Origin of the sequence: Acinetobacter sp. ANC 4648, assembly GCF_002135345.1 — a bacterium.
In the GTDB taxonomy this organism is placed as follows: Bacteria; Pseudomonadota; Gammaproteobacteria; order Pseudomonadales; family Moraxellaceae; genus Acinetobacter.
Map to the genome: position 1 here is coordinate 309,664 of NZ_NEGI01000002.1, position 24,175 is coordinate 333,838.

The 24,175-nt window shown below is 36.8% G+C and carries 20 protein-coding genes and 1 pseudogene; 12 read left to right on the forward strand and 9 right to left on the reverse strand.

The window, feature by feature from the left end; all coding sequences use genetic code 11:
* The first annotated feature begins 74 nt into the window (after positions 1-74).
* A complete protein-coding gene (locus B9T27_RS04555) occupies positions 75-1,274 on the forward strand; it encodes an MFS transporter (protein WP_213033008.1) in 1,200 nt (399 codons plus the stop codon).
* Between the two features lie 112 nt (positions 1,275-1,386).
* Here the strand turns inward: B9T27_RS04555 and B9T27_RS04560 are convergent, their stop codons facing one another.
* Entirely contained in the window at positions 1,387-2,004 is a 618-nt protein-coding gene (locus tag B9T27_RS04560) for a carbonic anhydrase (protein ID WP_086205663.1), read from the reverse strand.
* A gap of 324 nt (positions 2,005-2,328) precedes the next feature.
* Between B9T27_RS04560 and B9T27_RS04565 the strand changes: the two genes are divergently transcribed.
* Positions 2,329-3,363 (forward strand): alpha/beta fold hydrolase, encoded by a 1,035-nt coding sequence (locus B9T27_RS04565; RefSeq protein WP_086205664.1) that lies wholly within the window; start codon positions 2,329-2,331, stop codon positions 3,361-3,363.
* A gap of 9 nt (positions 3,364-3,372) precedes the next feature.
* Entirely contained in the window at positions 3,373-4,374 is a 1,002-nt protein-coding gene (locus B9T27_RS04570) for a hypothetical protein (RefSeq protein WP_086205665.1), read from the forward strand.
* Between the two features lie 242 nt (positions 4,375-4,616).
* On the opposite strand, the gene nfuA is transcribed toward B9T27_RS04570, so the two are convergent.
* A complete protein-coding gene (nfuA, locus tag B9T27_RS04575; RefSeq protein ID WP_086205666.1) occupies positions 4,617-5,255 on the reverse strand; it encodes a Fe-S biogenesis protein NfuA in 639 nt (212 codons plus the stop codon).
* Positions 5,256-5,411: 156 nt separating this feature from the next.
* Here nfuA and B9T27_RS04580 point away from each other — a divergent pair, with 156 nt between their 5' ends.
* From B9T27_RS04580 to B9T27_RS04595, 4 genes are all read left to right on the forward strand, one after another.
* Positions 5,412-6,032: a rhomboid family intramembrane serine protease gene (locus B9T27_RS04580; RefSeq protein ID WP_086205667.1), complete on the forward strand. Its 621-nt coding sequence runs from the start codon at positions 5,412-5,414 to the stop codon at positions 6,030-6,032.
* A 195-nt stretch (positions 6,033-6,227) separates the two neighbouring features.
* On the forward strand, positions 6,228-7,904 hold the full coding sequence (locus B9T27_RS04585; protein WP_086205668.1) for an arylsulfatase: 1,677 nt from the start codon (positions 6,228-6,230) through the stop codon (positions 7,902-7,904).
* Positions 7,901-8,884 (forward strand): SUMF1/EgtB/PvdO family nonheme iron enzyme, encoded by a 984-nt coding sequence (locus B9T27_RS04590; protein WP_086205669.1) that lies wholly within the window; start codon positions 7,901-7,903, stop codon positions 8,882-8,884. The genes B9T27_RS04585 and B9T27_RS04590 overlap by 4 nt, the downstream gene beginning before the upstream one ends.
* 190 nt (positions 8,885-9,074) lie before the next feature.
* Entirely contained in the window at positions 9,075-10,625 is a 1,551-nt protein-coding gene (locus B9T27_RS04595; protein WP_086205670.1) for a hypothetical protein, read from the forward strand.
* A gap of 79 nt (positions 10,626-10,704) precedes the next feature.
* On the opposite strand, the gene B9T27_RS04600 is transcribed toward B9T27_RS04595, so the two are convergent.
* Positions 10,705-12,327 (reverse strand): inorganic phosphate transporter, encoded by a 1,623-nt coding sequence (locus tag B9T27_RS04600; RefSeq protein WP_086205671.1) that lies wholly within the window; start codon positions 12,325-12,327, stop codon positions 10,705-10,707.
* A 467-nt stretch (positions 12,328-12,794) separates the two neighbouring features.
* Between B9T27_RS04600 and metH the strand changes: the two genes are divergently transcribed.
* Positions 12,795-16,484, forward strand: coding sequence for a methionine synthase (metH, locus tag B9T27_RS04605; protein WP_086205672.1), 3,690 nt, complete (start codon positions 12,795-12,797; stop codon positions 16,482-16,484).
* Between the two features lie 37 nt (positions 16,485-16,521).
* On the opposite strand, the gene B9T27_RS04610 is transcribed toward metH, so the two are convergent.
* From B9T27_RS04610 to def, 3 genes and pseudogenes are all read right to left on the reverse strand, one after another.
* Complete coding sequence (locus tag B9T27_RS04610; protein ID WP_086205673.1) at positions 16,522-18,375, reverse strand: DUF262 domain-containing protein; 1,854 nt, start codon at positions 18,373-18,375, stop codon at positions 16,522-16,524.
* A 63-nt stretch (positions 18,376-18,438) separates the two neighbouring features.
* A pseudogene (locus B9T27_RS14750) lies at positions 18,439-18,561 on the reverse strand (DUF559 domain-containing protein); the annotation flags it as partial.
* 33 nt (positions 18,562-18,594) lie between these two features.
* On the reverse strand, positions 18,595-19,074 hold the full coding sequence (def, locus tag B9T27_RS04620) for a peptide deformylase (protein WP_086205674.1): 480 nt from the start codon (positions 19,072-19,074) through the stop codon (positions 18,595-18,597).
* A gap of 163 nt (positions 19,075-19,237) precedes the next feature.
* Here def and B9T27_RS04625 point away from each other — a divergent pair, with 163 nt between their 5' ends.
* Positions 19,238-19,822 (forward strand): DedA family protein, encoded by a 585-nt coding sequence (locus B9T27_RS04625; protein ID WP_086205675.1) that lies wholly within the window; start codon positions 19,238-19,240, stop codon positions 19,820-19,822.
* A 104-nt stretch (positions 19,823-19,926) separates the two neighbouring features.
* Positions 19,927-20,130, forward strand: coding sequence for an amino acid transport protein (locus B9T27_RS14980; RefSeq protein ID WP_086205676.1), 204 nt, complete (start codon positions 19,927-19,929; stop codon positions 20,128-20,130).
* Between the two features lie 177 nt (positions 20,131-20,307).
* Here the strand turns inward: B9T27_RS14980 and B9T27_RS04635 are convergent, their stop codons facing one another.
* From B9T27_RS04635 to pnuC, 3 genes are all read right to left on the reverse strand, one after another.
* Positions 20,308-20,805: a DUF2505 family protein gene (locus tag B9T27_RS04635; RefSeq protein WP_086205677.1), complete on the reverse strand. Its 498-nt coding sequence runs from the start codon at positions 20,803-20,805 to the stop codon at positions 20,308-20,310.
* A gap of 150 nt (positions 20,806-20,955) precedes the next feature.
* Entirely contained in the window at positions 20,956-21,249 is a 294-nt protein-coding gene (locus B9T27_RS04640) for a hypothetical protein (RefSeq protein ID WP_086205678.1), read from the reverse strand.
* Positions 21,250-21,272: 23 nt separating this feature from the next.
* Positions 21,273-21,857, reverse strand: a complete 585-nt coding sequence (gene pnuC, locus B9T27_RS04645; RefSeq protein WP_086205679.1) for a nicotinamide riboside transporter PnuC — start codon at positions 21,855-21,857, stop codon at positions 21,273-21,275.
* Between the two features lie 520 nt (positions 21,858-22,377).
* On the opposite strand from pnuC, the gene B9T27_RS04650 reads away from it, so the two are divergent.
* Both B9T27_RS04650 and B9T27_RS04655 read left to right on the forward strand, forming a co-directional pair.
* On the forward strand, positions 22,378-23,193 hold the full coding sequence (locus tag B9T27_RS04650) for a crotonase/enoyl-CoA hydratase family protein (RefSeq protein ID WP_086205680.1): 816 nt from the start codon (positions 22,378-22,380) through the stop codon (positions 23,191-23,193).
* 63 nt (positions 23,194-23,256) lie between these two features.
* Positions 23,257-24,150: a serine aminopeptidase domain-containing protein gene (locus B9T27_RS04655; RefSeq protein ID WP_086205681.1), complete on the forward strand. Its 894-nt coding sequence runs from the start codon at positions 23,257-23,259 to the stop codon at positions 24,148-24,150.
* Positions 24,151-24,175: the final 25 nt, after the last annotated feature.

Here is a 24,175-nt window from a genome sequence, read left to right on the forward strand (position 1 = left end):
ACGGATCATTAAAGCTAATTATTTGCATTAGTGGTATAAAAGCAAATAATTAGCTTTTATACCACTAATGCAATATGACTTACTCAAAATTTAATCTGCTTAAAGTTTCTTTCAGATTGAGCCCAAAAGTTACGCTAGCTTCACATACCATAACAACAATGACTTTTTTAGCTGCTTCAAGTGCTCCCACACCTCTGTACCGACTTTATCAAGATATTTGGCATTTTTCTCCAAGTACGCTTACGCTTATTTTTGCAGTTTATGCCTTTACCTTACTTAGCTCATTGTTAGTTATGGGGGCTTTGTCCGATTATATTGGACGTCGTCCAGTGATTATTCTAGCCATCATTTTAGAAATTATCTCAATGCTCCTGTTTTTAAATGCATCTAATATTATGATGTTATTTACCGCTAGAGCCATTCAAGGTTTTGCCACGGGACTCGCTGTTTCTGCAATCGGTGCAGCATTACTCGATTTAAGTAAAAAAAATGGAGCTTTAATCAATGGTATTTCTCCCATGCTTGGTATGGCAATAGGCGTATTACTGGCTTGTACAATTTTACAATTTTCATCCATCCCCTTAAAACTAATTTTTGAAGTCCTGTATTGTTTATTAATCCTTGAACTTTTGATGGTTTTTTTAGCCCCAGAAACAGCACAAAAACGTCAAGGAGCAATAAACTCACTTAAACCGCATCTAGCTGTTCCAACTCAAGCAAAAAATACTTTACTCTCTATCACGCCGATTAATATTGCTGTTTGGATGGTCAGTGGTTTTTATTTATCGCTCATGCCATCCTTATTGGCAAAAACCTTTCAAACGCAATCGGTATGGCTAAGTGGCATGAGCTTCATTGCGTTAACTCTAGCAGGTGCAGTTGGTATTTTAATGGTACGGAATCTTCATCCTGCACGCATCTTACTTACAGGGACAATCAGTTTAATGCTTGGGGCAGTAATTCTTTTGCTTGGAATTAACAGTGCAAATGTTACCTTACTATTTATTGGATCACTGATTACTGGTTTGGGTTTTGGAACAGGTTTTTTAGGTTCATTAAGAAGTCTGATGCCTTTGGCTTTGCCAGAACAACGTGCAGGATTAATGGCGGCTTTTTTTGTTGAAAGTTATTTAGCATTTAGTATTCCTGCCATTTTTGCAGGTTATTTTATAAATAAAATTGGGCTTATTAGTACTGCTAATATTTATGTAATATTGATTATTGTGTTAGCTTTTCTAGCGCTGTCACTGAATTACAGAAAACTCAAAAAATAAAATAAATAACAAGCACAATCCTAATACAAATTATTCATTAAAAAGAGCCAGTTCAGATCAAAAAACTGGCTCTTTTTATATTTTTTAATTTTATACATCAATTAAAAATATTTTAGAAATCAAAGAAGGTGACTTCACCTGTTTCAAGCGAATACTCTGCCCCAACCACTTTTAATTGCCCTTTCGCGATTAGGTTTTCTAATACAGCCGAGCCATGACGTAATTGATTTACCGAAGCAAAAACATTCGAACGAATTGCATGTACCGACAGTTTCTCTAAATCATCTTTCAATTCAGTCTGCATTAAAATTTCAACTGATGGACGCACACGGTTCACAATCGACATTAAGTTTGCAGATGATGATGTCTTGTCTGGATGACGCAACGCTTCAATAGTGGAATGAATCGCACCACAATGCGTATGACCTAACACAATGACAATTGGGCAACTAAAGCTATCGGCAGCGAATTCTACGCTTCCCACCTGGGATGGTGCAACAATATTGCCAGCAACACGAATGACAAAAAGATCACCTAAACCCTGATCAAAGACCATTTCGGCAGGTACACGAGAGTCGGAACAACCTAAGATAATTGCAAAAGGTTCCTGACTTTCCGCCATTTCCGCTCGTTGTTGATGCGATAAAAACTTGATATGTTGCGTTTCACCTTTAACGAAACGTTGATTACCTTGTTTTAAACGCTCTAAAGCTTCCTGAGCAGTTAGCATGATGCTTTTCCATTTTATTTGGAGAGTTAGACTATTCTAATGCTGTGTTTTTCGAATGTCACTGACCAAAAATAAACTCTGTTACAATTTTTGTTAATTGATTTAAAATCAAACGAGTCACTACAAAATAATAACTAAGTTAGATTTATCCCTTGAACTCACAGCACTATTTCTCATAATTCAAAATTTACCAATGAAAATATTTTTCCAAGTTGGCAAAAAAACAATCAATTCTTTAACATTGGCAAATGTTCAATGAAAACAAATGATCAATAATATTTTTGCTTTTATATAATGGCGTCCTTACTCCAAGGAAGATCATGCATGCTTCATTTGCTCACTCAAAAAATCCTTCAAATATTAACCACATCAGCGCTATCACTAGCTGCTGCAACAATGCTCATTTGCAGCACACCCAGTTCTGCTGTTGCAGAAGTCGCTGAATACATCGACTATCAAAAAATATTACAAGAGGAAAGAGCATGGGCAGGTTTAAGTACCAAAACGATACGTGTTGGTGATGTCGTTTGGTCTTATAGCGAAGGTGGAGCAAAAAACAAACCCACAATTTTATTGATCCATGGCTTAGCCAGTAGTCGTGACACTTGGAATGAAGTTGCACATCAACTCACACCGTATTATCACGTTATTATTCCAGACTTACCCTCAAGTGGTAGTACTATCGTTCCTGCAAATTTTGATCTTTCCGTTCCAAATGTGACTGAACAATTACGGCGTTTTGTAGAAGCAGCACATATTCAAAATAAACTGAATATTGCAGGGCATTCTTTAGGTGGATCAATTGCAATGTTCTATGCTTCTCAATATCCATTTGACACACAAAGCCTGTTTTTAATTAGTTCCGGCGGTTTATTTCAAAACAACAATACCAACTACTTAAAAAATCCAATTTATTTAAAGCAATTATTAGTTTCACAACCAGGTGATCTCGATTTTGTTCTGAAAAAAGTGATGTATAGTCCACCCTTTACCTCGAGTGTGATCAAACGAGAGCAAGAAAAAATCTTAATTTCTCGTGCATCTGAAACTGCAAAAATTATCAATCAAATCACAGAGCTTAATAAATTATATACTCCAAATTCCTTTGCTAAAATGGTGAAGGAAATTGAAGCACCTACCTTAATTTTATGGGGAAAACAAGATCAAATTGTAAATGTTGAAGTGGTACAAGATTTAAAAGGTTTATTAAAACGTCCTGATACACCCATTATTTTAAACAATGTGGGACATATGCCAATATTAGAAGCACCTGAACGCGTATCCATGTCTTATTTATCCTTTCTTGAAAAAACCCAACATCAGAATAATTCTCTTTCTGAACATTATATGAATAAATAAGGATCTTTTATGTGTCACGCTATGATTGAACAACTGATTGAAGCCCAATTGGCATTTATAGATCAAGAGACCTCCCAATCAGAAACCATACACGCTGAGTTCATTCATTTCTATCATTGGTTTAGAAAGCAGACATTGCAAGATATTTGGAGCTTTGAACAAATTAATCATTTGATTCAAAAACAGATTCTACAAACCTCTACAAGTACATTCTTAATCGAACAAATTGCAGAACACATTCGTTTTGCCCTGATTCATCCTGCCAATGATAATACTCAAATTGAAGATATTATTCCGGTCACAACTGTAGATAAAATGGCGCTATATATTGCGAGTAAAAGTGATCACCGCAAAGCATTGATTAAACGAATCGTTCACAATCCATCCTTTTCAAATATGTTGACTCAACTCATTCATCATTCAATTCAAGACTATATTGATAATTCAGTCATGAATAAAAAAGTGCCCAGCGTTGGCCGTTTTATGAAAATGGGGAAATCAGTTTTAGAATCCATCACTGACACCAATCTTGATGATACGGTGAAACACTATCTACAAAAGAATATTGCCAAAATTAGTCAGCTCAGTGAACAGGTTTTAAATCAACAATTTGATGATAATAAGCTGTATCACTTCCAAGCCAATCTGTGGCATAAAATTAAGAAAGTGCCACCTTCGAGCCTACGCCATTATATCGAAGTCAATGATTTACCTAAAACGGTGGGCTTAGGGCATGAAATTTGGGAGCATATCCGTCAAACGGATTATTTACAAAAACAGGTTCATGATGGTGTTTATGCATGGTATGTCCGCAATCAAGAACGTAGTTTTGATCTCCTATTACGTGATTTGAACATCGATGAAGCCTTAATTCAAAATGAATTACAAACTTTACTCGAACCCCTCCTCCAAAAAATGGTGGCTTCTGAACAGCTACGAACGAGAGCTCGTATCTATTTAGAAAAATTCTATTATTCAGATGAAACGCTGAAAATTTTAAACTTGATGTAGTATTTCGGCTGGATTTATTTCGAGACCTTCTAACAAAGGAAAACTGAAGGGTCTATCAGATATTGCTGACCAAGGGCTATTGAAGGAAAAATACCATGCACATCTTATAATTTTGGCCAAGAGCATATTTATAAGCTCCCTCCAAGAATTCGAATTTTGGTGAAAATTATACTTTTGTCCATAAAAAAACCTCCCAAAAAGGAGGTTTTTTTATCATGATATTTAAAGGTAATTTTAAAATTTTATTTAAAATATGCACCTTCAGCCTGACTATGATCAGTTTGGTCAACAACACGACCTAATTCAGGAATATGTTGTTTTAAAGTGGTTTCAACGCCTTGTTTTAACGTCATATCAATTGCTGAACACCCTTGGCAACCACCACCAAATTTAAGTACTGCAGTTAAACCATGCTCTTCATCTTCCAACACTTCAACCAAGGCACAGTTACCACCATGTCCAGCTAAGCCAGGATTAATTTCTGCTTGAAGGATGTAAGTAATACGCTCTTCCATCGATGCATCAGGTCCAACACGCGGTACTTTAGAATTTGGTGCACGGAAAGTAAGCTGACCACCAAAACGATCTTTGTTGTAATCAATCACAGCATCTTTTAAATATGGAATAGATGGTGCATCAATATAAGCGGCAAAATCAGCATAGTCCTGCTTGTAATCTGTCGTAATAATTTCTTCAGGAGCACTATATGCCATACAACATTCAGCACGCGGAGTTCCTGCATTTTCCACAAAAATACGTACAGCAATACCGGGAGTATTTTGCTTTGAAAGCAAATCAAATAAATACTCTTGCCCAGTAGGTGTAATCAATAAATTTGGAATTTCATCTGCAACTGCAGTGTTGATGTTCTCAGTCGACATATCATTATCCTCAAGCTGACCTTGCCATTTTAACTGAAGATGAGGCAGTTTGAGTAAAAATCAACTAAAATTGTCGGAATTAATAAAAAAGTCCATGCTTCATTCTAAATAATGGCATTATGTCTCATCATTTTTGCTTTTTTATTAAGGCGCCTTATGCTGGACTTACCTTTTAATCATACTGTTAGTATTATAATTATTACGGTTATCATCTCTTTAATTGCTTTCTCTAATCAAAAATTGATGAACCGTCTCATATTTTGGCCACCTGCTGTCACGAATCGTGGCCAAAATGATCGCTTTATCACGCACGGATTTATTCATGCGGATGGTACTCACCTACTCTTTAATATGATTACTCTATTCTTCTTTGGTAGTGTAATTGAAAGCTTTTATCGTCAATACTTTTTTGATATGGGCTTTATTCTTTTCTATTTAGGCGGCTTAATTGTTGCGATTTTACCTAGTTATTTAAAACATAAAAATGATACGCATTGGGCAAGTTTAGGTGCTTCAGGTGCAGTTTCTGCCGTGCTTTTTGCTTATATTCTATTTCAGCCTTGGAAGTTAATTTTCGTATTTTTTATTCCAGTTCCTGCCATTATTTTTGCATTTCTATATGTCGCCTATAGTATTTGGTCAGGTAAACGTGGCAATTCAAATATCAATCATAGTGCACATCTTTGGGGCGCCGCTTATGGTGTGATTATGACGATCATTATTGAACCACGTATCTTTCCTCATTTCTTGCAGCAACTCAGCAAACTACCTTTTTAAAATAAAGCATGTTGAACTAATCACCATTTTTAAAAGAAAAGTTTAAATTAACTTTTCTTTTTTTATTCATTTTTCAGCTACAGATATACAAATAAATACTCAGTAAAAATAATGCATAAGAATGCTGAATTAGTTATTTTTTTATACAAAACTGATCTTTTAATCTAAGACAAAATTTTGAATTAGATCATCCACATGAAAAGAAAAAATTTAGTTAGCTCTATTTCTATCGTACTCTTCAGTTTCTATTTAGTCGGCTGTAATGACAGCGATTACAAAGAAAATAAAACTCCTGTTTCTGAAAAACAAAAGCCAAATGTGCTTTTTATTATGGCCGATGATTTAGGTTACTCAGACTTAGGGGCTTTTGGTAGTGAAATTCACACCCCCAATTTAGATGCGTTAACCAATGAGGGGAGAATTTTAACTGACTATCATACTGCACCAACGTGCTCGCCTACTCGCTCGCAACTACTTTCAGGAACTGATCACCATCAAGCGGGGATTGGTGCAATGGCTGAGCTTACACCTGCACATCTCAAAGGACAAACGGGCTATGAAGGCTATTTAAATACCCGTTCACTCTCTCTTGCTGAAGTACTACATGACAATGGTTATCGAACTTATATCAGTGGTAAATGGCATCTCGGTTTAACTCCTGAAACCAATGCCAAAGCCAGAGGTTTTGATCATTCCTTTACACTACTGCAAGGTTTTGATTTACATTACAAACAAGCACCCACAGGTTATAAACGGAATGCAACTTATACCGAAGATGGTCAAGACGTTCCAATTGCAAAATTACCGGATGATTATTTTTCTACAAACTATTACACCGATAAATTATTACAATATTTAGACAGTGGTAAAAGCTCTAAACAGCCCTTCTTTGCTTACGCTGCATATACAGCTCCACATTGGCCGATACAGGCTCCAAAAGCTTTCAGTGATAGATACAAAGGCGTTTATGATGTCGGCTACGATACGATTCGTGAAGCACGTTTAGCAAAACAAAAACAACTTGGGATCATACCCAATAATTTCTCTGCTGCTATTCCTATCGATAGTCAAAATGCACCAGCAAAATCAGGGAAATGGAACGAACTGACCACTGAGCAAAAAGCCACTGAAGCCCGAAAAATGGAAATTTATGCAGGTATGGTTGAAAATCTAGATTACAACATTGGTCGGATTATTCAGCAGCTCAAAGCCAGCGGTCAATACGAAAATACCCTGATCTTTTTTGTTTCTGATAATGGTGCAGAAGGCTCTGCTGGCAGCGCCAATCCAGAGGCTCAGGTCGATAATTCACTAACTGGTCTGGGTACAGCAAATTCATACACATTTATTGGCCCCCGTTGGGCAGAAGTGAGCTCAACACCTTTTCATCTTTGGAAAGGAACCGCAGGTGAAGGTGCAACAACAGCTCCTGCTATTGTAAAACTTCCAAATCAAAAAGGTTCAGAAGCTAAATATCATGGATTTACATCAGTACTGGATGTGCTTCCAACGGTGCTTGAATATGCAAATATTGCTGTGCCTAAAGATCAATACAAGGGACGTCAAATTAATAACCCCACAGGATATTCATGGAAAGCGACTCTTGAAAATAAAAGTAAAACCATTCGCCCAGTCGATTTCAGCTTTGCAGATGAACTACACGGTAATAAATATGCCAAACAAGGAGATTGGAAAATTGCCTTACAAGCCAATCCGAATTTAGGGACAGGCAAATGGGAACTTTATAATATTAAAGATGACCGAGCTGAAAGAAATAACTTGGCAGAGATCTATCCAGAACAAATAAACAAATTGGTCGATGTATATAACAAATACACGCAAAATAATGGCGTTTTGGAATATAAAAAATGATATTGAAAAATATCTTATGGATAAGTTGTAGCTTGCTTTTAGCAAGCTGTAACTTTTCACATTCAGAACCAAAAGATGTAAAAACCAAACTACTAAAATTGGGCAACATCCAAGATTGTAAACAGTATTCGGGGCTCCCAGAAAATTGGTTAAAAGAAAAGCATGCTGGGATGGTTTGGGTCACTGATGGTTCATTTGAATTAGGCTCTAAATTGGCCTATTCCGATGAAATCAATTTTGGTGAAAAAAAAAGATCCGTACAAGGCTTTTGGATGGATCAAACTGAAGTGACTATTGCACAATTTCATACATTTGTAGAAGCCACACATTATATCACTGATGCTGAGAAACAGAATCAAGCAGCTGTTTTTAGCCCAGATATTCAAAACCCTCAGCAATGGTGGCAATTAAAATCAGGCTATACTTGGAAAACGCCATATGGAAAAGATGGAAAACGACCACAGCCTGCTGAGCCTGTGCGTTATGTCACAAAAAATGATGCAGAACATTATGCACTTTGGTTAAACCGTCAATTGCCTTCCGAGTTAGAATGGGAATATGCAGCAAAGGCAAATGCTCAACATGATGTTGCCATGCATGATGAACCGAAAAATGCATCACATCATCCGATTGCGAATTATTGGCAAGGTGAGTTTCCTTTTAAAAATACCAATCAAGATCAATTTACAGATGTAGCACCCGTAGGTTGCTTTCCTGCCAATCATTTCAAACTTTATGACCTGATTGGCAATGTTTGGGAATGGACAAGCTCACCCTACACGGGTGCACATGATCAACATATGGGAGATTACCAGCATTTACGCCATCAAAAAATTCAGGCACAAGCATTTGTAATTAAAGGCGGTTCTTTTTTGTGTGCCAACAATTATTGTGCACGATTTAGAGCAAGTAGTCGTCACCCTCAAGAACTAGATCTAGCCACTTCGCATGTTGGATTTAGAACAATCTCTAAGGATTAAATTCCAACTTATTGTAATTTTTTGCTCTGGTTGATCTAGATAAAATTATTTTACTTATGAGTAATCATCTTATTGAAGATGATTTACTTTTATTCATAATTTTGTCACTTAATGCTAACTCGAACTTTAACTTGGCATAGATAATGTATACATCCGTATATTAATGCAATAATAAAATGAGAGATTTAGCATGCCCAATTCTTTAGAAGGTTTACACTTTCCCCTAAACCCGCTGACTAACAAAGCCAGCACCTCACATGTCGGCAAAGAAATTATTGCTGAAGCATTATCGATTGTAGATCATAAAATTTCGCAGCAATTACTCACCGAAAAAAATTGGCGCAAAAACTATCCGATTTACTTTAAAGCCTTGGTCACACATGGTATTCGTGCTGTGAATAATCCAATTACGATTGCCAAACAAGGATTACATAAAGCCCAGCATAGTTTTGAATTTCATCGTACTGGGCAACGCTATTTGTTCAAGGATGTTATGAGTATTCCTGCTATTCAACAGTTACATACAGCCAAAATTACGGGTGAAAGTCAGGCTCAACCTGAGTGGTATATACCTTATCATGGCCAGAAACTACAAGGACAATCCCTATTAGATCAAATTCAAAAATGGCAAAATTCAGGCATTATTGAAGCCAGTCATGCGCAGGCTTTACGTGAAATGAATGCACATCCAGAATGGTTTGATTTATCTAATCGAACAATGGTGTTATTTGGTGCAGCATCTGAAGCGGGGCCTTTAACATGGTTATCACGCTGGAAAGCCAATATTATTGCTATCGATCTTCCGAATGAAAAAATTTGGGACAAAATTTTAACCACTATCAAATCAGGTAATGCAACTTTATATGCACCGAGCTTAGAGCCAGTTGATGCAAATGCACCGATAGATCAACTTAAGACGAAACTAGGTACCAATTTACTCACACACATTCCTGAAATTGCACATTGGCTAATCCAAAACCCTTGTCCACTTGATTTGGCCGCAATCGCCTATTTAGACGGTGAAAAGCACGTCCGAGTGTCTATGGCTATGGACAGTATTATGAGTTATGTCAGTCAACATAAGCCAGACTCATCGTTGATGTATATGTGTACTCCGACAGATATCTATGCCGTTCCTGAAGAAGTCATTGAAGGTTCTATACAAAAGTTTAATAATCGCTCAAAAATAGAAAAAGCAGTCAGTAAAGGTATTTCAATCCTTTCCATGAAACAGCTATTTAAGGATAATAATCAGCAATTAATTTCATCTGACAATGGTAAAGTCTACGGTATTGCTGATTGCTTAGTACTGGAACAAGGGCCAAATTATGCCTTGGCCAAACGTATTCAACAATGGCGTGCAACGTTAGCTAGACATCAAGGACAACATGTCAGTATCAATATTGCTCCATCGACAACCACGCATTCAGTAACTAAAAACCCTCTGCTTAAAGCCGCATTTAACGGTGCTGATCTTTTTAACGTGGAAGCATTTCAGCCTGAAACAACCAATGCAATTATGGCGGCATTATGGGTACATGATCTACAAAATCCAGTATCTGTAGCCAATCCCAATACCCCTATGCAACATCCTTTAGAATTGATGATGGAAGGTGCTAACCATGGTGGATTATGGCGTGTACCTTATTTAGCGCGTACTGCTCTGCCTTTCGCAGCCATTTATGGTTTTGCAGCAGATAAATTACCGATCAATAAAAGCCTCGCTAAATTAAAAAGATAATGTTCTATGATGATCTAGAGTCATTATTAAACAACAAAAAACGCTGCAAATGCAGCGTTTTTTTTATTCTCAATTCAGATTAAAATACTTTTAGGAATAACCAATATAAAACACCTGACAAACAAATGGTCGCAGGTAAAGTGAAAATCCACGCCGAAAGAATAGTTCTGACAGTCGCAAAATTAAGACCTGATTTATTGGCAACCATGGTCCCTGCAACAGCACTATTTAAGACATGTGTAGTTGAAACTGGCATACCAAAACCATCCGCTGCGGCAATGGTAGACATCGCAACCAATTCAGCAGACATCCCTTGACCATAAGTCATATGATGCTTACCAATACGCTCACCTACAGTCACTACAATACGTTTCCATCCGACCATAGTCCCTAAACCCAGTGCAAGTGCAACAGCAACTTTCACCCAAGTTGGAATGTATTGTAAAAATGAATCTAAGCTTTTACGATAATCTTTAACCACTTTTGCCTGATCAGCAGGCATAACAGGTTTATTTTCAACTTTATCCAAGCGCTTAAAAGCCGTGGTACTTAGATACATATCATTGCGCAATGATGAAACTTCTGCTTCTGGAATATCTTTTAAATCACCATATTGACCGACACGCTCACCAAGTTGCTCCGTCATACTGGCCAAAGCAGGCACAACATTCGAATTTAACTCTTTCGTTTGAACATATTTAGTCAAAACATCACGGGCTTGCGCAGCCGGTATGTCACGATGATTTGCATCAATCACTGTTGCAGTTTGTGCAGAGAGTTGTGCAAATGTTTGTAAATGTTGATGGTCCAAACCTTTATTCAACGAATAAGCCAAAGGCACAATACCAATCAAAATCAGCATGATTAAACCCATACCTTTCTGACCATCATTTGAACCATGTGCAAAACTAACACCAGTACAGGTAAAAATCAGAATGGCACGAATTAAAGGTGGTGGTGGTTTATTACCTTCAGGTGGTTGAAAGAGTTCAAGTTGCTTCTTAAATATTTTTTTTACAATCAAGAAGACAATTGCTGCAAAAGCAAAACCAATCAGGGGAGAAAATAATAAGGCTTTACCAACTTTAGTAACTTGATCCATATCTACACCACTCGCACCACTAGATGCGTGCAGAATGTAGTTCATGATGCCAACACCCAAGATTGAACCAATCAAGGTGTGTGAGCTTGATGCAGGAATACCCAAGAACCAAGTCCCTAAATTCCACAGAATGGCAGCAATTAGCATGGCAAATACCATGGCAAAACCAGCTCCACTCCCTACATTCATAATTAGTTCGACAGGCAATAATGCAATAATGCCGTAAGCTACTGCCCCACTGGCAACCATAACCCCAAGAAAATTACAAAAACCTGCCCACATGACTGCAACGGGTGCTGGTAACGCATTGGTATAAATGACGGTAGCAACTGCATTGGCAGTATCATGAAAACCATTGACGAATTCAAAACCCAAAGCGATGAATAAAGCAGTCGCTAAAAGAATTACTGAATATAAGCTCAAAGGTGGAACGTGTGCCAAGTCTGCACTGACTTGCACGCCAATATAAATAAGCGTTGCAATAATGATCGTCAAAAACACCGGCATAAAAAATTTCGGTGTTGGCACATGTACATTGGTCGACTTTGTGACCGTCGACGTTTGTAGAGAATCTGAAACGGGAGGAATATTAGAATTCATGCAGACGGGTAAGAGGATAATAAAATCCCCTTATTGTTCAATTAAATTATGACAATTATATGACAAACACAGCTTATATGAAGAGTATTTTATCAATATTTGTCTTCAACTTCAAATTAAAACACCGCAACAAAAGTTAATTTTTTCAATAAAAAACAATAATATAATATACATAATGGATGCATGATATTTACAAAATATGACACTTTCACCTGAAATAATATTTGTAATATTTCAACCTAAGTGCTGCGCAAAGCAGCAATTTGCCCTATTTTGCTGGAGTTATATGACAAATTGATGAATATTTATAACTCACAATTTTGCATGCAGCACGGTTTGGTGATGGAAATTTCACCAAGCCTCTACTTTGTAGTCACAATAAAGCTGATTATCACTCAAACAGTATTGAAATCTGCTAAAATATCATCCATTTAATTCAACCAATCTTGCCAATATTGGGGTTATTTATGTCCATGCTTGCCACCCTGAAAGAGCTTCTTAGCAAACGCATCCTAATTATCGATGGTGCAATGGGTACCATGATCCAACGCCATAAATTTGAAGAAGCTGATTACCGTGGTGAGCGTTTTGCCGACTGGGCATCCGACCTCAAAGGTAATAACGACCTTTTAGTACTGACTCAACCGCAAATTATTCAAGATATTCATGAAGCCTATTTAGATGCTGGCGCGGATATTATTGAAACCAACAGTTTTAACGGTACAAAAGTTTCAATGTCTGACTATCACATGGAAGAATTTGTCCATGAGATTAACTTTGAAGCAGCACGTATTGCCAAAGCAGCCTGTGAAAAATATTCAACTCCAGATAAACCACGTTTTGTGGCTGGTGTGCTTGGGCCAACCTCGCGCACTTGCTCTATCTCACCCAATGTAAACGACCCTGCATTTCGTAACATTACCTTTGATGCATTAAAAGAAAACTATATTGAAGCAACGCATGCCCTCATTGAAGGCGGTGCGGACATTCTGCTGATTGAAACAGTATTCGATACACTCAACTGTAAAGCGGCAATTTTTGCAGTGAAAGAAGTTTTTAATCAGATTGGCTATGAATTGCCTTTGATGATTTCGGGTACGATTACCGATGCCTCTGGTCGTACACTCACAGGTCAAACTGCGGAAGCGTTCTGGAACTCAGTCCGTCATGGCGATTTATTGTCAATTGGTTTTAACTGTGCCTTAGGTGCAGATGCAATGCGTCCGCATGTCAAAACGATTTCTGACGTTGCCGATACTTTTGTTTCAGCACATCCAAATGCAGGTTTACCAAACGCTTTTGGTGGTTATGATGAAACCCCTGAAGAAACAGCTGCATTCTTAAAAGAATTTGCTGAAAGCGGTCTAATCAATATTACAGGCGGTTGTTGTGGTACAACCCCTGACCATATTCGTGCCATTTACAATGCAGTCAAAGACATCAAGCCTCGTCAAGTACCTGAAACTAAACCTGCATGTCGTTTAAGTGGTTTAGAGCCGTTTAACATTACTGACGATTCTTTGTTTGTGAATGTCGGTGAACGTACTAACGTGACAGGTTCTAAAAAATTCCTCCGTTTGATTCGTGAAGAAAACTTTGCCGAAGCGCTTGATGTTGCCTTACAACAAGTGGTTGCAGGTGCGCAAATCATCGATATCAACATGGATGAAGGCATGCTCGATTCACAAGGTGCGATGGTGCATTTTCTGAATTTGATCGCCTCTGAACCTGAAATTTCCAAAGTGCCAATCATGATTGACTCATCTAAATGGGAAATCATTGAAGCAGGCTTGAAATGCGTCCAAGGTAAAGCTGTTGTAAACTCGATTTCCTTAAAAGAAGGTTATGACGAGTTTGTGGCAAAAGCACGTTTGTGCCGTCAATACGGTGCTGCGATCATTGTCATGGCATTTGATGAAACAGGTCAGGCGGATACAGCTGCACGTAAACGTGAAATCTGTAAGCGTTCTTATGATGTGTTAGTCAATGAAGTCGGCTTCCCTGCTGAAGATATTATTTTTGACCCGAACGTATTTGCGGTTGCAACAGGGATTGAAGAACACAATAACTACGCTGTTGATTTTATTGAAGCAACAGGTTGGATTAAACAAAACCTTCCACATGCAATGATTTCGGGTGGTGTGTCTAACGTATCGTTCTCATTCCGTGGTAATGAGCCTGTACGTGAAGCGATTCACTCAGTCTTCCTTTATCATGCCATTAAGCAAGGCATGACCATGGGTATTGTAAACGCTGGTCAAATGGCGATTTATGATGACATTCCTAAAGAACTCAAAAATGCAGTTGAAGATGTTGTCCTAAATCAAAACCAAGGTGAAAGTGGTCAAGATGCGACGGAAAAACTGCTTGAAGTTGCAGAGCAATACCGTGGTCAAGCGGGTGCTCAAAAAGCCGTTGAAAATCTCGAATGGCGTGAGCAGCCAGTTGAAAAACGTCTTGAATATGCACTAGTCAAAGGGATTACTGCATTTATTGATATTGATACAGAAGAAGCTCGCCTAAAAGCCAAACGTCCATTGGATGTGATTGAAGGCCCGCTCATGGATGGCATGAACGTGGTTGGCGACTTGTTCGGTTCAGGTAAAATGTTCTTACCACAGGTGGTAAAATCTGCACGTGTGATGAAGCAAGCCGTGGCTTGGTTGAACCCGTACATCGAAGCTGAAAAATCAGGTTCGCAATCTAAGGGTCGTATCTTGATGGCGACGGTGAAAGGCGATGTGCATGATATTGGTAAAAATATTGTGGGTGTTGTACTTGGCTGCAACGGTTATGACATCGTTGACCTTGGCGTGATGGTGCCTGCTGAGAAAATTTTACAAACGGCGATTGATGAAAAATGTGACATCATCGGTTTGTCAGGTTTAATCACCCCATCTTTAGATGAAATGGTGTTTGTTGCCAAAGAAATGCAGCGCAAAGGTTTCCATATACCGTTGATGATTGGTGGTGCAACCACCTCTAAAGCGCATACTGCGGTGAAAATTGATCCGCAATATTCAAATGATGCTGTGATTTATGTGGCAGATGCTTCTCGTGCGGTCGGTATTGCGACAACTTTACTCTCTAAAGAAATGAAGCCGAAGCTTGTTGAAGAAACCCGTGCTGAATATGAAAAAGTGCGTGAACGTATTGCCAATAAACAACCGAAAGCAGCGAAATTATCTTATGCTGAATCCATTGAAAATGGTTTAAAAATTGACTTTGCTGCCAATAAACCTGCAATTCCTAACTTTATTGGTTCGCAAACATTGACCAATTATCCGCTTGAAACTTTGGTGGAATATTTTGACTGGACACCGTTCTTTATTTCTTGGAGTTTGGCGGGTAAATTCCCGAAAATTTTACAAGATGAAGTGGTCGGTGAAGCTGCGACTGATTTATATAATCAAGCACAAGAGATGTTAAAAGACATCATTGACAATAAACGCTTTGATGCTCGCGCAGTCTTTAGCATTTACCCTGCCAATCGTTCTGCGGCTGATTCTGTTGAAGTCTATGATGAGTCTGGTACGACAACACATACCTTCCATCATATCCGTCAGCAGTCTGACAAAGTAACTGGTAAACCAAACTTGTCTTTGGCGGATTTTGTTGCAACTAAAGACCAAGCGGAAGATTTCTTGGGTGGTTTCACCGTGTCGATCTTCGGTGCGGAAGAAATGGCGCATGAGTATAAAGCCAAGGGCGACGACTATTCTGCAATTCTTGCGCAATCTTTAGGTGACCGTTTTGCCGAAGCGTTTGCGGAACATTTGCATGAGCGTATTCGTAAAGAATTTTGGGGTTATCAAGCCGCTGAAAACTTATCGAATGAAGATTTGATTAAAGAGAAGTATGTCGGGATTCGTCCTGCACCGGGCTATCCTGCGTGTCCTGAGCATTCTGAAAAAGCGACATTGTTTAGTTGGTTAGATTCGACTGCCAAGATTGGTACAGAATTGACCACAAGTTTTGCGATGTGGCCACCTTCAAGCGTGAGTGGTTTTTATTATAGCAATCCGCAGTCTGAATATTTTAACGTGGGTAAAATCTCTCAAGATCAATTGGATGATTATGCAAAACGTAAAAACTGGACAATGGATGAGGCGAAGCGTTGGTTAGCACCGAATTTAGATGATTCGATTGATGCTTAAATAGTTAAAAAAATCCCCTCAAATGAGGGGATTTTTATTATAACCAAATCTGACTTTGTCCAGTTTTTAGATTTACATGTGCTTCACTAAGTAACTTAAGATATTTTTCAAAAAGCTGATATCTTGCCTTTAAAAAAACTTCAAATTTTACATCATTATCACTTTGAAGTAAGTCTTCACTAAATGGTATACAGTGAGTTTCCAAGCTTTTAATAAGCTCATTTTTAGCTAAACCATAATCCTCAGATGAATATTTATTATCTTCATCCTTAGTAATATTATGCATGACCAGTTCATTCATATATACGTTTGGAGCTTTATCTCTAATTTTAATATTAGATATTTTAGGTATACGAACTTTATTTAAAACACTATCAACTCTTTCATCTTCAAATGAGTTTACTACAAATTTTTTATCAATATATTTAATAGGGTAAATATGATGAACATCAATTTTCTCATCAATAGAAATATTTGCATTATTTTCTAAATTTTTAAACTTTTTTTCATTCCACATTAAATAGTTTACAGTCAAAAATTTAGTATTATTATTTGCATCAATATTTAGAAACTCATCATAACTAAATTCGATCTTAAAATTATTCCAATACTCTAATGGAACTGTTCCATTTTTTGCTAAATCCCTCAATATCTCACAATCTTTCTTTAAAACTACATTAGTTGAACCATGCCTAGCTCCACCATAACGATTATCATAAATAGAAGCATAAAACCAAAATTTCAAAGTTGAGATTTGTTGTGATGTTGCTTGAGAAAAATCTTTATTTGGCAAATTTTGCACAAAACTTAACAGAGGTAATAGCATCGTTTTATATGGAATATTTACTACTTTAAAAACCCAGTGATTGCTATTTTCAAGCCATTTTTGAACTCGTACTACATCTTTAACTGTAGTTTCCCAGTTTTCTTTAAAATGATCACCTGTTAAATCTTTTAAAATTGATTTCTTTGTTACATCATTGTTTGCGACAAAATTAATATAACGAACCAAAGGATCTACTAAATTTTCAGAAAAGTATGATTCATTTTCCAGTTTTTTTAGGGCTTCACGTAAATTAAAAGTCAAATATATTTTTGCTGTTATAATATCAGTAAATGACAAGTTTAGTCCTTGAGAATTACTTCTTTCAAAATATAAACAAAATTTTTCCAAATCCATATTTAAGAGCTGTACAGAAATTAAATTTGTCTTTTTATAAATATCCGTTTTAAAGTTACTCCAAAACTTAATAGCAAACCTTCTATATACCTCTCTTAAATCGCTCATAAAAGCTGCTTTTTCATTATTCAAAATAGGATAAATAACTGCTTCTTCAAATTCATCTTGCTCTTCATCAATATTTTCATATATATCCCCTAAACACATATAAAAAGTATCATAACTTGGCTTAACTGAAGTGACACCATCAATATATCGATCAAATGGAATATCTATTTTAGTTTTAATCTTTTTTGTATGAGCATCCCAAATATCTTCTGTAGTTAACATATCTGTATGTTTAAATGTTACATAAATTTTATCTATACCTTTAATCGCTCGATAAATAGAAGTAACCCTTTGCTGGCCATCTAATAAAGTATAAGTATCTTGTTGCTCAAAATCATCATAAGTGTATTGTTTTGATTTCGGTTTTCTCTCCCTTTTCCCTCTTTCTCTTAAATCAAAATCACGACAAGCAAGATCAAAATCGGGCTTAGATACAATCAATGAGCCTATAAATAAATCTTTTAAAATTGAATCAAATAATGTTTCTGTTTTCTCTAATGGCCATTTAAAATCTCGTTGAAACTCTGGAAGTACTAATTTTTTATTGTCGATTAATTTAATAATATCTTCAATTGATTTAGTTTCTTGAGTACTTGTCTTCATAATCCCTCTATATCTAATAAAATATTTAGCTCAATTTTATTAGTTTAATAAAAATAAGGATAGCTTTTGTCTATAAAACTGTAATCCTAAAATTTGCTTACGGCGTAAGATTGACCAAAGTACACGTTCAGCATCCGTCATGTTATTACGTAAATCACGAGCAGGTTTTTTTAATTTTTTATTATAGAAAAAATTTTAAGATCACTAAATCAGACATTTTCATAAGCGCTCTACAAATAAAATTCCATCCAAATGATCCACTTCATGTTGAACAATCCGTGCAGGAAAGCCATGAAATTCAGTTTCAATCTTTTCACCCGCTAAAGTGAAATAACGAACTCTCACCATTTCAGCACGTGCGACCTGTCCACGTTCATTTGGCACACTTAAACAACCTTCTTCACCTAAAACTGTTTGCTCAGATTTTTCTAAAATTTCAGGATTCACCATTACCACAGCATCCATTTCAGGTGCATCGGGATAACGTGGGTTTGCACGCGAAGCCACAATAATGATGCGTTTAGATACATACACTTGCGGTGCAGCAATACCAACCCCATTACGCTCAAGCATAGTGGCTTGCATAGCCTCTGCTAATCCATTTAACCATGCACTATTGAATTCGCTTTCAACAACATGTACTGCAATTAAGGTTAAAACTGCCTCACCACGTTGTGCGACAGGTAAAATTGTAGTCATAAACGGACTCCTAATTCGGGTACAGCGGAATTTTTAAATAGATCCAATTGATTCAATAAACTAAAAATCAAAATTACTTAATTTATGCATATTATCGTATGCTATGAACATATAAAAAGATGCTTTTCTAAAACTCACCTCATTTACTAATAAGAATTTATCTATGCTTGATTGGTCATCACTCTTACAACACTATGGTTATTTTGCCATCATTATTGGCACTTTTTTTGAAGGTGAAACAATTCTATTGCTCGGCGCATTTGCCGTACATCAACATATGCTCAATTTTTGGTTACTCATTGCCGCAGCCATGCTGGGTGGATTTATTGGCGATCAATTATATTACCAAATTGGTGCAAAATACGGCTATGCCTTTATCCAACAACGGCCAAAATTAGATGAAAAATTTCAACGTGCGAGTCAATTAATTGAGCGTTATCCAACATCAAGTATTTTACTCATGCGCTTTGCTTGGGGGCTCAGAACAGTGATCCCAATGAGCTTCGGTATCAAAAAATACTCTAGATCGCGTTATATAGTCATCAATATACTGGCTTGTTTTATTTGGGCTTTTGTCATTGTTAGTGTCGGTTTACAAATCAGTCATTGGTTACACGTATTCTGGAAATTTTTAATGCCACAGCAACATAAAATCGTCATTATTGGTGCTGTCATAAGCAGTATGATACTGCTGCGCATTTTATATAGTGGCCTGATTCGCATACAAAAAAATAAAAATAGATTCTAAATCGCTTTATTCATGATAATTCTAAAGTGAAATAATTTTATTTTAAGCATGCTTTAATTTTAATTCGCTATAAAATCATGATTCTTTCATCAAAAATAAATAATATGAACACCTCTACTCTATTACTCGGTGTCTTATTTAGTTCGATTGGCTTCGGTTATTTCCTATACGGTAAAAAGCAAAAAAGAACGGTCCCTTTTGCCTGTGGTTTAATCTTGATAATCTTTCCATATTTCATCGATCAGATGGCCCTACTACTGATCATCGGTTCAGTAATCTCGATAGTGCCTTATTTTGTACGCTGGTAAAAATTCATGCTCATCATTATGCCATTTCAACACGGACTGGATCATATTCAAAAATATATACCCATCAGGCGTATCGTGCCTTTCATCATTCTGGACTCATAGATCTGAATAAATTGATCACTATGAATATACAACCCATTACACCCTATCGTGATCAACCCATGATTAAAATAAATTCTAAACTTTTACATTTTGTTTTAATTCATCTTCAACAATTTCAATTTCAATATCCGTAAATTTACGAATTTCCCCTTCCGCATGTTTTTCTAGCATACCTGCAATTAGAGGCACTCTGACTTTAAGACTCCAATCTAACTTCAGATGTATTTTTTGATCATCACCAGTCACGGTACGATCACAACTTGCATCTAAAGGCAGATTTGCAGCTAAAACCACCGTAGATGCTAAAGTGTCTAAATTGGTAATATCTGTTCTTTTTAAACGGAAAGCATCTTTGAGGAATTTTTTGGCAATTTCTGGAATATTCACATCTAAATTATACGCACGGCGTAATGTATACAAATCACCAGCCACTTGAGATTCTAAAATTTCTAAATGCTCACCTGGAATACGTCGACATACGGCTTCATGCAATGAGGTAATTGCCGCAAGTCGTTTAAATTCATCAATTGAAACCCCATGAATGGTCGCATTTACAGTAAAACGATGTGCCATTGAATTCATCCTTATTCATTATCATTTTATTAAAAGTATTCTGTATCACCATCTCAACATTATGGATACCCTGATAATTATTAGAGTCCTGTTGTGTTTTCAATGCATGCTTGACCTTCAAGATTAAAGAGAATTTTCCGTAGCATGTCATTAACCCGACACGACATTTCCTGAGTCATGTATGCCAAATTTCAGAGTTGTATATTGAGTATGATGAATTTCTAAATAATGATTTTTATAGCGAATGATGGCATAAAATTCCTCTGCGCCATCATCCAAACCTGTCGCAGCCCATGTGGTTCCTTGAGGAAAGTCATCTAACCATGGTTCTTTATAAAAATCAGAAACCGAATCAAATTGAACATATTTCTCAGGTTCCGGAAGAATTCGTGATGCTAGATTATCAAACTGCTGTAGTTGATATTTAATAAAATCAATGAGCATCACGTTCTCCGTATTCAATTCACTCAAATTCCCTTAAACTGAGCCGTTAATTGTTTCTGTTTAACTTGCTCCCACTGCCACCAACCATATGCAGCTAATCCGACAAAGGCAGCATATAATCCCGCTGTTAGATATAAATCTTTATAGATAAACATGCCCACATAAACGATATCTACAAATACCCATAGAATCCAAGTGGCAATGTGTTTACGACTGGTCCAATAAGTTGCTAACAAACTAAATGCAGCCAGCTGTGAATCTAGCATTGGTAAAGCTGCATCGGTAAAATAATGCAACGATAACCCAAATAACAAACCACCCACCGCAGCTAAAAGCATTTGAAAAACTACAATTTTAGGGGATATCGGTTCTATGCGAATCTCATGATCTTGCTGCTTACCTTTTAGCCAATGATAAAAACCATAAAAATTCACCACAATAAAGAAAAACTGCAAAATAGTTTCGCCATAAAGCTTAAAAGTAAAAAATAAATAAGCATATAAAACAAATGCTAGAAAGTTAAAGCACCAACACCACATGTTCCGTCTAATCGTTAGTGTAACGCCAATAACACTAATTAAAACCGCAACAATTTCTAATGGAGACATAAACATAACTTTAAGATTTTTGGATGAGGCTATTATGAAAAAAAGCTTAATGAATGCAAGTAAAATTACACTTTAAACTGCGTCATTGTTCATTTAAATTGAATAGTCATCATGACTGAAAATAGCAAAGCTAATAAATAGTATAGAATCATAAATTGTAATTCATACTATTTATGGTTCATTCAAAAATGTACTGATCCGCCTATCATTTACTTATTCTATTTAGCGTTTAATTTATCTCAGGCAAATGAATCAATAGGTTATTAATCTACAATTTGCATTAAATAAATTTTGGAACAATATCGTTATAGTAAGTTTTAGATAAGCTTCATCCAGTACTACTGAATCCTCTCTATCAGTGAAATTCCAAAAATCATTTTCCATCTAATAAATGATCTCAAATTCAATCTGTCACTTATCTCTCACTTTTCTAAAAATAAAAAGACATTGCATAACTTTCAGTTGACACTATTCAAGTAAAACAGATAAAACATTTAGAACAACAAAAGGAACTAAAATAATGACAACACATGAGCAGATAGATCAAAAAAATCAACAGCAAGGAAAAGTCAGCCGTGAAATTCGTGGTTCAATTTTCTTAATTGGCTTAGATCGAGCCGAAAAAAGGAATGCCTTTGATAGTCATATGATTCATGACCTATCCTTAGCGCTCACTGAATATGAAGAGCATCCTGAACTGCGCTGTGCCATTCTATTTGCGCATGGTGAGCATTTTACCGCTGGTTTAGATCTAGTTGAATTACAACCTAAACTGGCAGATGGTTTGTTTGAATTTTCAGATGCAACGGTCAACCCTTGGGGAACTATTGGTCGCCAACGGACTAAACCTTTGATAACTGCAGTACAGGGCTATTGCTATACCGCAGGAATCGAATTAATGCTGAATTCAGATCTTGTAGTCGCGAATAGTAATACTCAATTCACTCAAATTGAAGTCCAGCGCGGTATTTTACCCTTTGGTGGTGCAACAGTACGTTTTGTACAAGCGGCAGGTTGGGTCAAAGCTATGAAATACATCCTTACTGGTGATATGTTTTATGCAAAAGATGCTTATGAAATGAATTTAATCACCGAAGTCGTCGAAGATCATTCACCATTAATTCGTGCACTTGAACTGGCTGAACGTATTTCCAGTGCAGCACCACTTGCGGTACAAGCCACTTTAAAATCGGCTCATCAAGCTTTTTTACACAGCCCAGAAATCGCCTTTAATCAGTTACAAAACCTATTAAACCCATTACTCCATTCTGAAGATGCAGCTGAGGGGGTTCGAGCGATGTTGGAAAGACGTAGCCCCAATTTTAAAGGTAAATAAAATAATAACTTCAGCCTATTCCGAATGAATAGCGCTTAAAAATTTTGGATAATCAATCACCTCATGCACAACTCCCATGTTCAACCAAATCTACAGCTTGATTTTGAAAAACAAGTGATCAAGTTCCCTGCGACCGATGGTTATACATTGTCTGGAACATTTTATACACCGAAAATAACAGCCAAAGCCAATGTTTTATTGGTCTGTGCGACTGGTGTTCCACAAGCATTTTATCGCCGTTTTGCAGAATATATGACACAATTTGGCTATCAAGTTTTTACTTTTGATTATCGTGGGGTTGCAGCATCGGCTCCAAAAAAATTAAAAGGTTTTGAAATGTCCTATTTAGATTGGGGCAAATATGATGTTTCAGGTGCAATCCAATATCTTAGCCAGAATGGCACTCCGCTGTTCATGATTGGGCACTCCTACGGCGGGCAATCACTGGGATTAACTTCAAATCATGAGCATGTGAAAATGATGATCAGCTTTGGCACTGGTACAGGTTGGTCTGGCTATATGCCCACTAAAGAAATGTTGAAAGTTAAAATCATTTGGAATGTGGTCTTTCCACCACTGGTTGCACTGACTGGCTATCTACCGTGGAGCAAATTTAATATGGGTGCAGACTTACCCAAAGGTGTTTATGCTGAATGGCGGAAATGGTGCAAACATCCCACTTATTTTTTTGCAGATAAGCAACTTCGCAGTGAACTGTTACTTAAATTTTCTCAAGTTCAAACGCCTATTATTGGCGTCTCTTCTTTAGATGATAGTTGGGCTTTACCCAATTCACGTTATGCCTTTATGCAACATTACAGTAGCTCAGCTAAACAATTTATTAATATCTCACCTGAAGATGTGGGAATGCAACACATTGGACATATGGGATATTTTCGCAAGGATGCAATACAAATTTGGGATAAAATTGCACAAAGACTCGATCAGCATATTTAAGTATATTGTTAATTACTTATAAAAT

What these genes read in the sequence shown, in the direction of transcription:
- B9T27_RS04555 (WP_213033008.1), top strand. Translation starts at nt 75, where the DNA reads ATGACTTACTCAAAATTTAATCTGCTTAAAGTTTCTTTCAGATTGAGC.
- B9T27_RS04560 (WP_086205663.1), bottom strand. Translation starts at nt 2,004, where the DNA reads ATGCTAACTGCTCAGGAAGCTTTAGAGCGTTTAAAACAAGGTAATCAA.
- B9T27_RS04565 (WP_086205664.1), top strand. Translation starts at nt 2,329, where the DNA reads ATGCTTCATTTGCTCACTCAAAAAATCCTTCAAATATTAACCACATCA.
- B9T27_RS04570 (WP_086205665.1), top strand. Translation starts at nt 3,373, where the DNA reads ATGTGTCACGCTATGATTGAACAACTGATTGAAGCCCAATTGGCATTT.
- nfuA (WP_086205666.1), bottom strand. Translation starts at nt 5,255, where the DNA reads ATGTCGACTGAGAACATCAACACTGCAGTTGCAGATGAAATTCCAAAT.
- B9T27_RS04580 (WP_086205667.1), top strand. Translation starts at nt 5,412, where the DNA reads ATGCTGGACTTACCTTTTAATCATACTGTTAGTATTATAATTATTACG.
- B9T27_RS04585 (WP_086205668.1), top strand. Translation starts at nt 6,228, where the DNA reads ATGAAAAGAAAAAATTTAGTTAGCTCTATTTCTATCGTACTCTTCAGT.
- B9T27_RS04590 (WP_086205669.1), top strand. Translation starts at nt 7,901, where the DNA reads ATGATATTGAAAAATATCTTATGGATAAGTTGTAGCTTGCTTTTAGCA.
- B9T27_RS04595 (WP_086205670.1), top strand. Translation starts at nt 9,075, where the DNA reads ATGCCCAATTCTTTAGAAGGTTTACACTTTCCCCTAAACCCGCTGACT.
- B9T27_RS04600 (WP_086205671.1), bottom strand. Translation starts at nt 12,327, where the DNA reads ATGAATTCTAATATTCCTCCCGTTTCAGATTCTCTACAAACGTCGACG.
- metH (WP_086205672.1), top strand. Translation starts at nt 12,795, where the DNA reads ATGTCCATGCTTGCCACCCTGAAAGAGCTTCTTAGCAAACGCATCCTA.
- B9T27_RS04610 (WP_086205673.1), bottom strand. Translation starts at nt 18,375, where the DNA reads ATGAAGACAAGTACTCAAGAAACTAAATCAATTGAAGATATTATTAAA.
- def (WP_086205674.1), bottom strand. Translation starts at nt 19,074, where the DNA reads ATGACTACAATTTTACCTGTCGCACAACGTGGTGAGGCAGTTTTAACC.
- B9T27_RS04625 (WP_086205675.1), top strand. Translation starts at nt 19,238, where the DNA reads ATGCTTGATTGGTCATCACTCTTACAACACTATGGTTATTTTGCCATC.
- B9T27_RS14980 (WP_086205676.1), top strand. Translation starts at nt 19,927, where the DNA reads ATGAACACCTCTACTCTATTACTCGGTGTCTTATTTAGTTCGATTGGC.
- B9T27_RS04635 (WP_086205677.1), bottom strand. Translation starts at nt 20,805, where the DNA reads ATGGCACATCGTTTTACTGTAAATGCGACCATTCATGGGGTTTCAATT.
- B9T27_RS04640 (WP_086205678.1), bottom strand. Translation starts at nt 21,249, where the DNA reads ATGCTCATTGATTTTATTAAATATCAACTACAGCAGTTTGATAATCTA.
- pnuC (WP_086205679.1), bottom strand. Translation starts at nt 21,857, where the DNA reads ATGTCTCCATTAGAAATTGTTGCGGTTTTAATTAGTGTTATTGGCGTT.
- B9T27_RS04650 (WP_086205680.1), top strand. Translation starts at nt 22,378, where the DNA reads ATGACAACACATGAGCAGATAGATCAAAAAAATCAACAGCAAGGAAAA.
- B9T27_RS04655 (WP_086205681.1), top strand. Translation starts at nt 23,257, where the DNA reads ATGCACAACTCCCATGTTCAACCAAATCTACAGCTTGATTTTGAAAAA.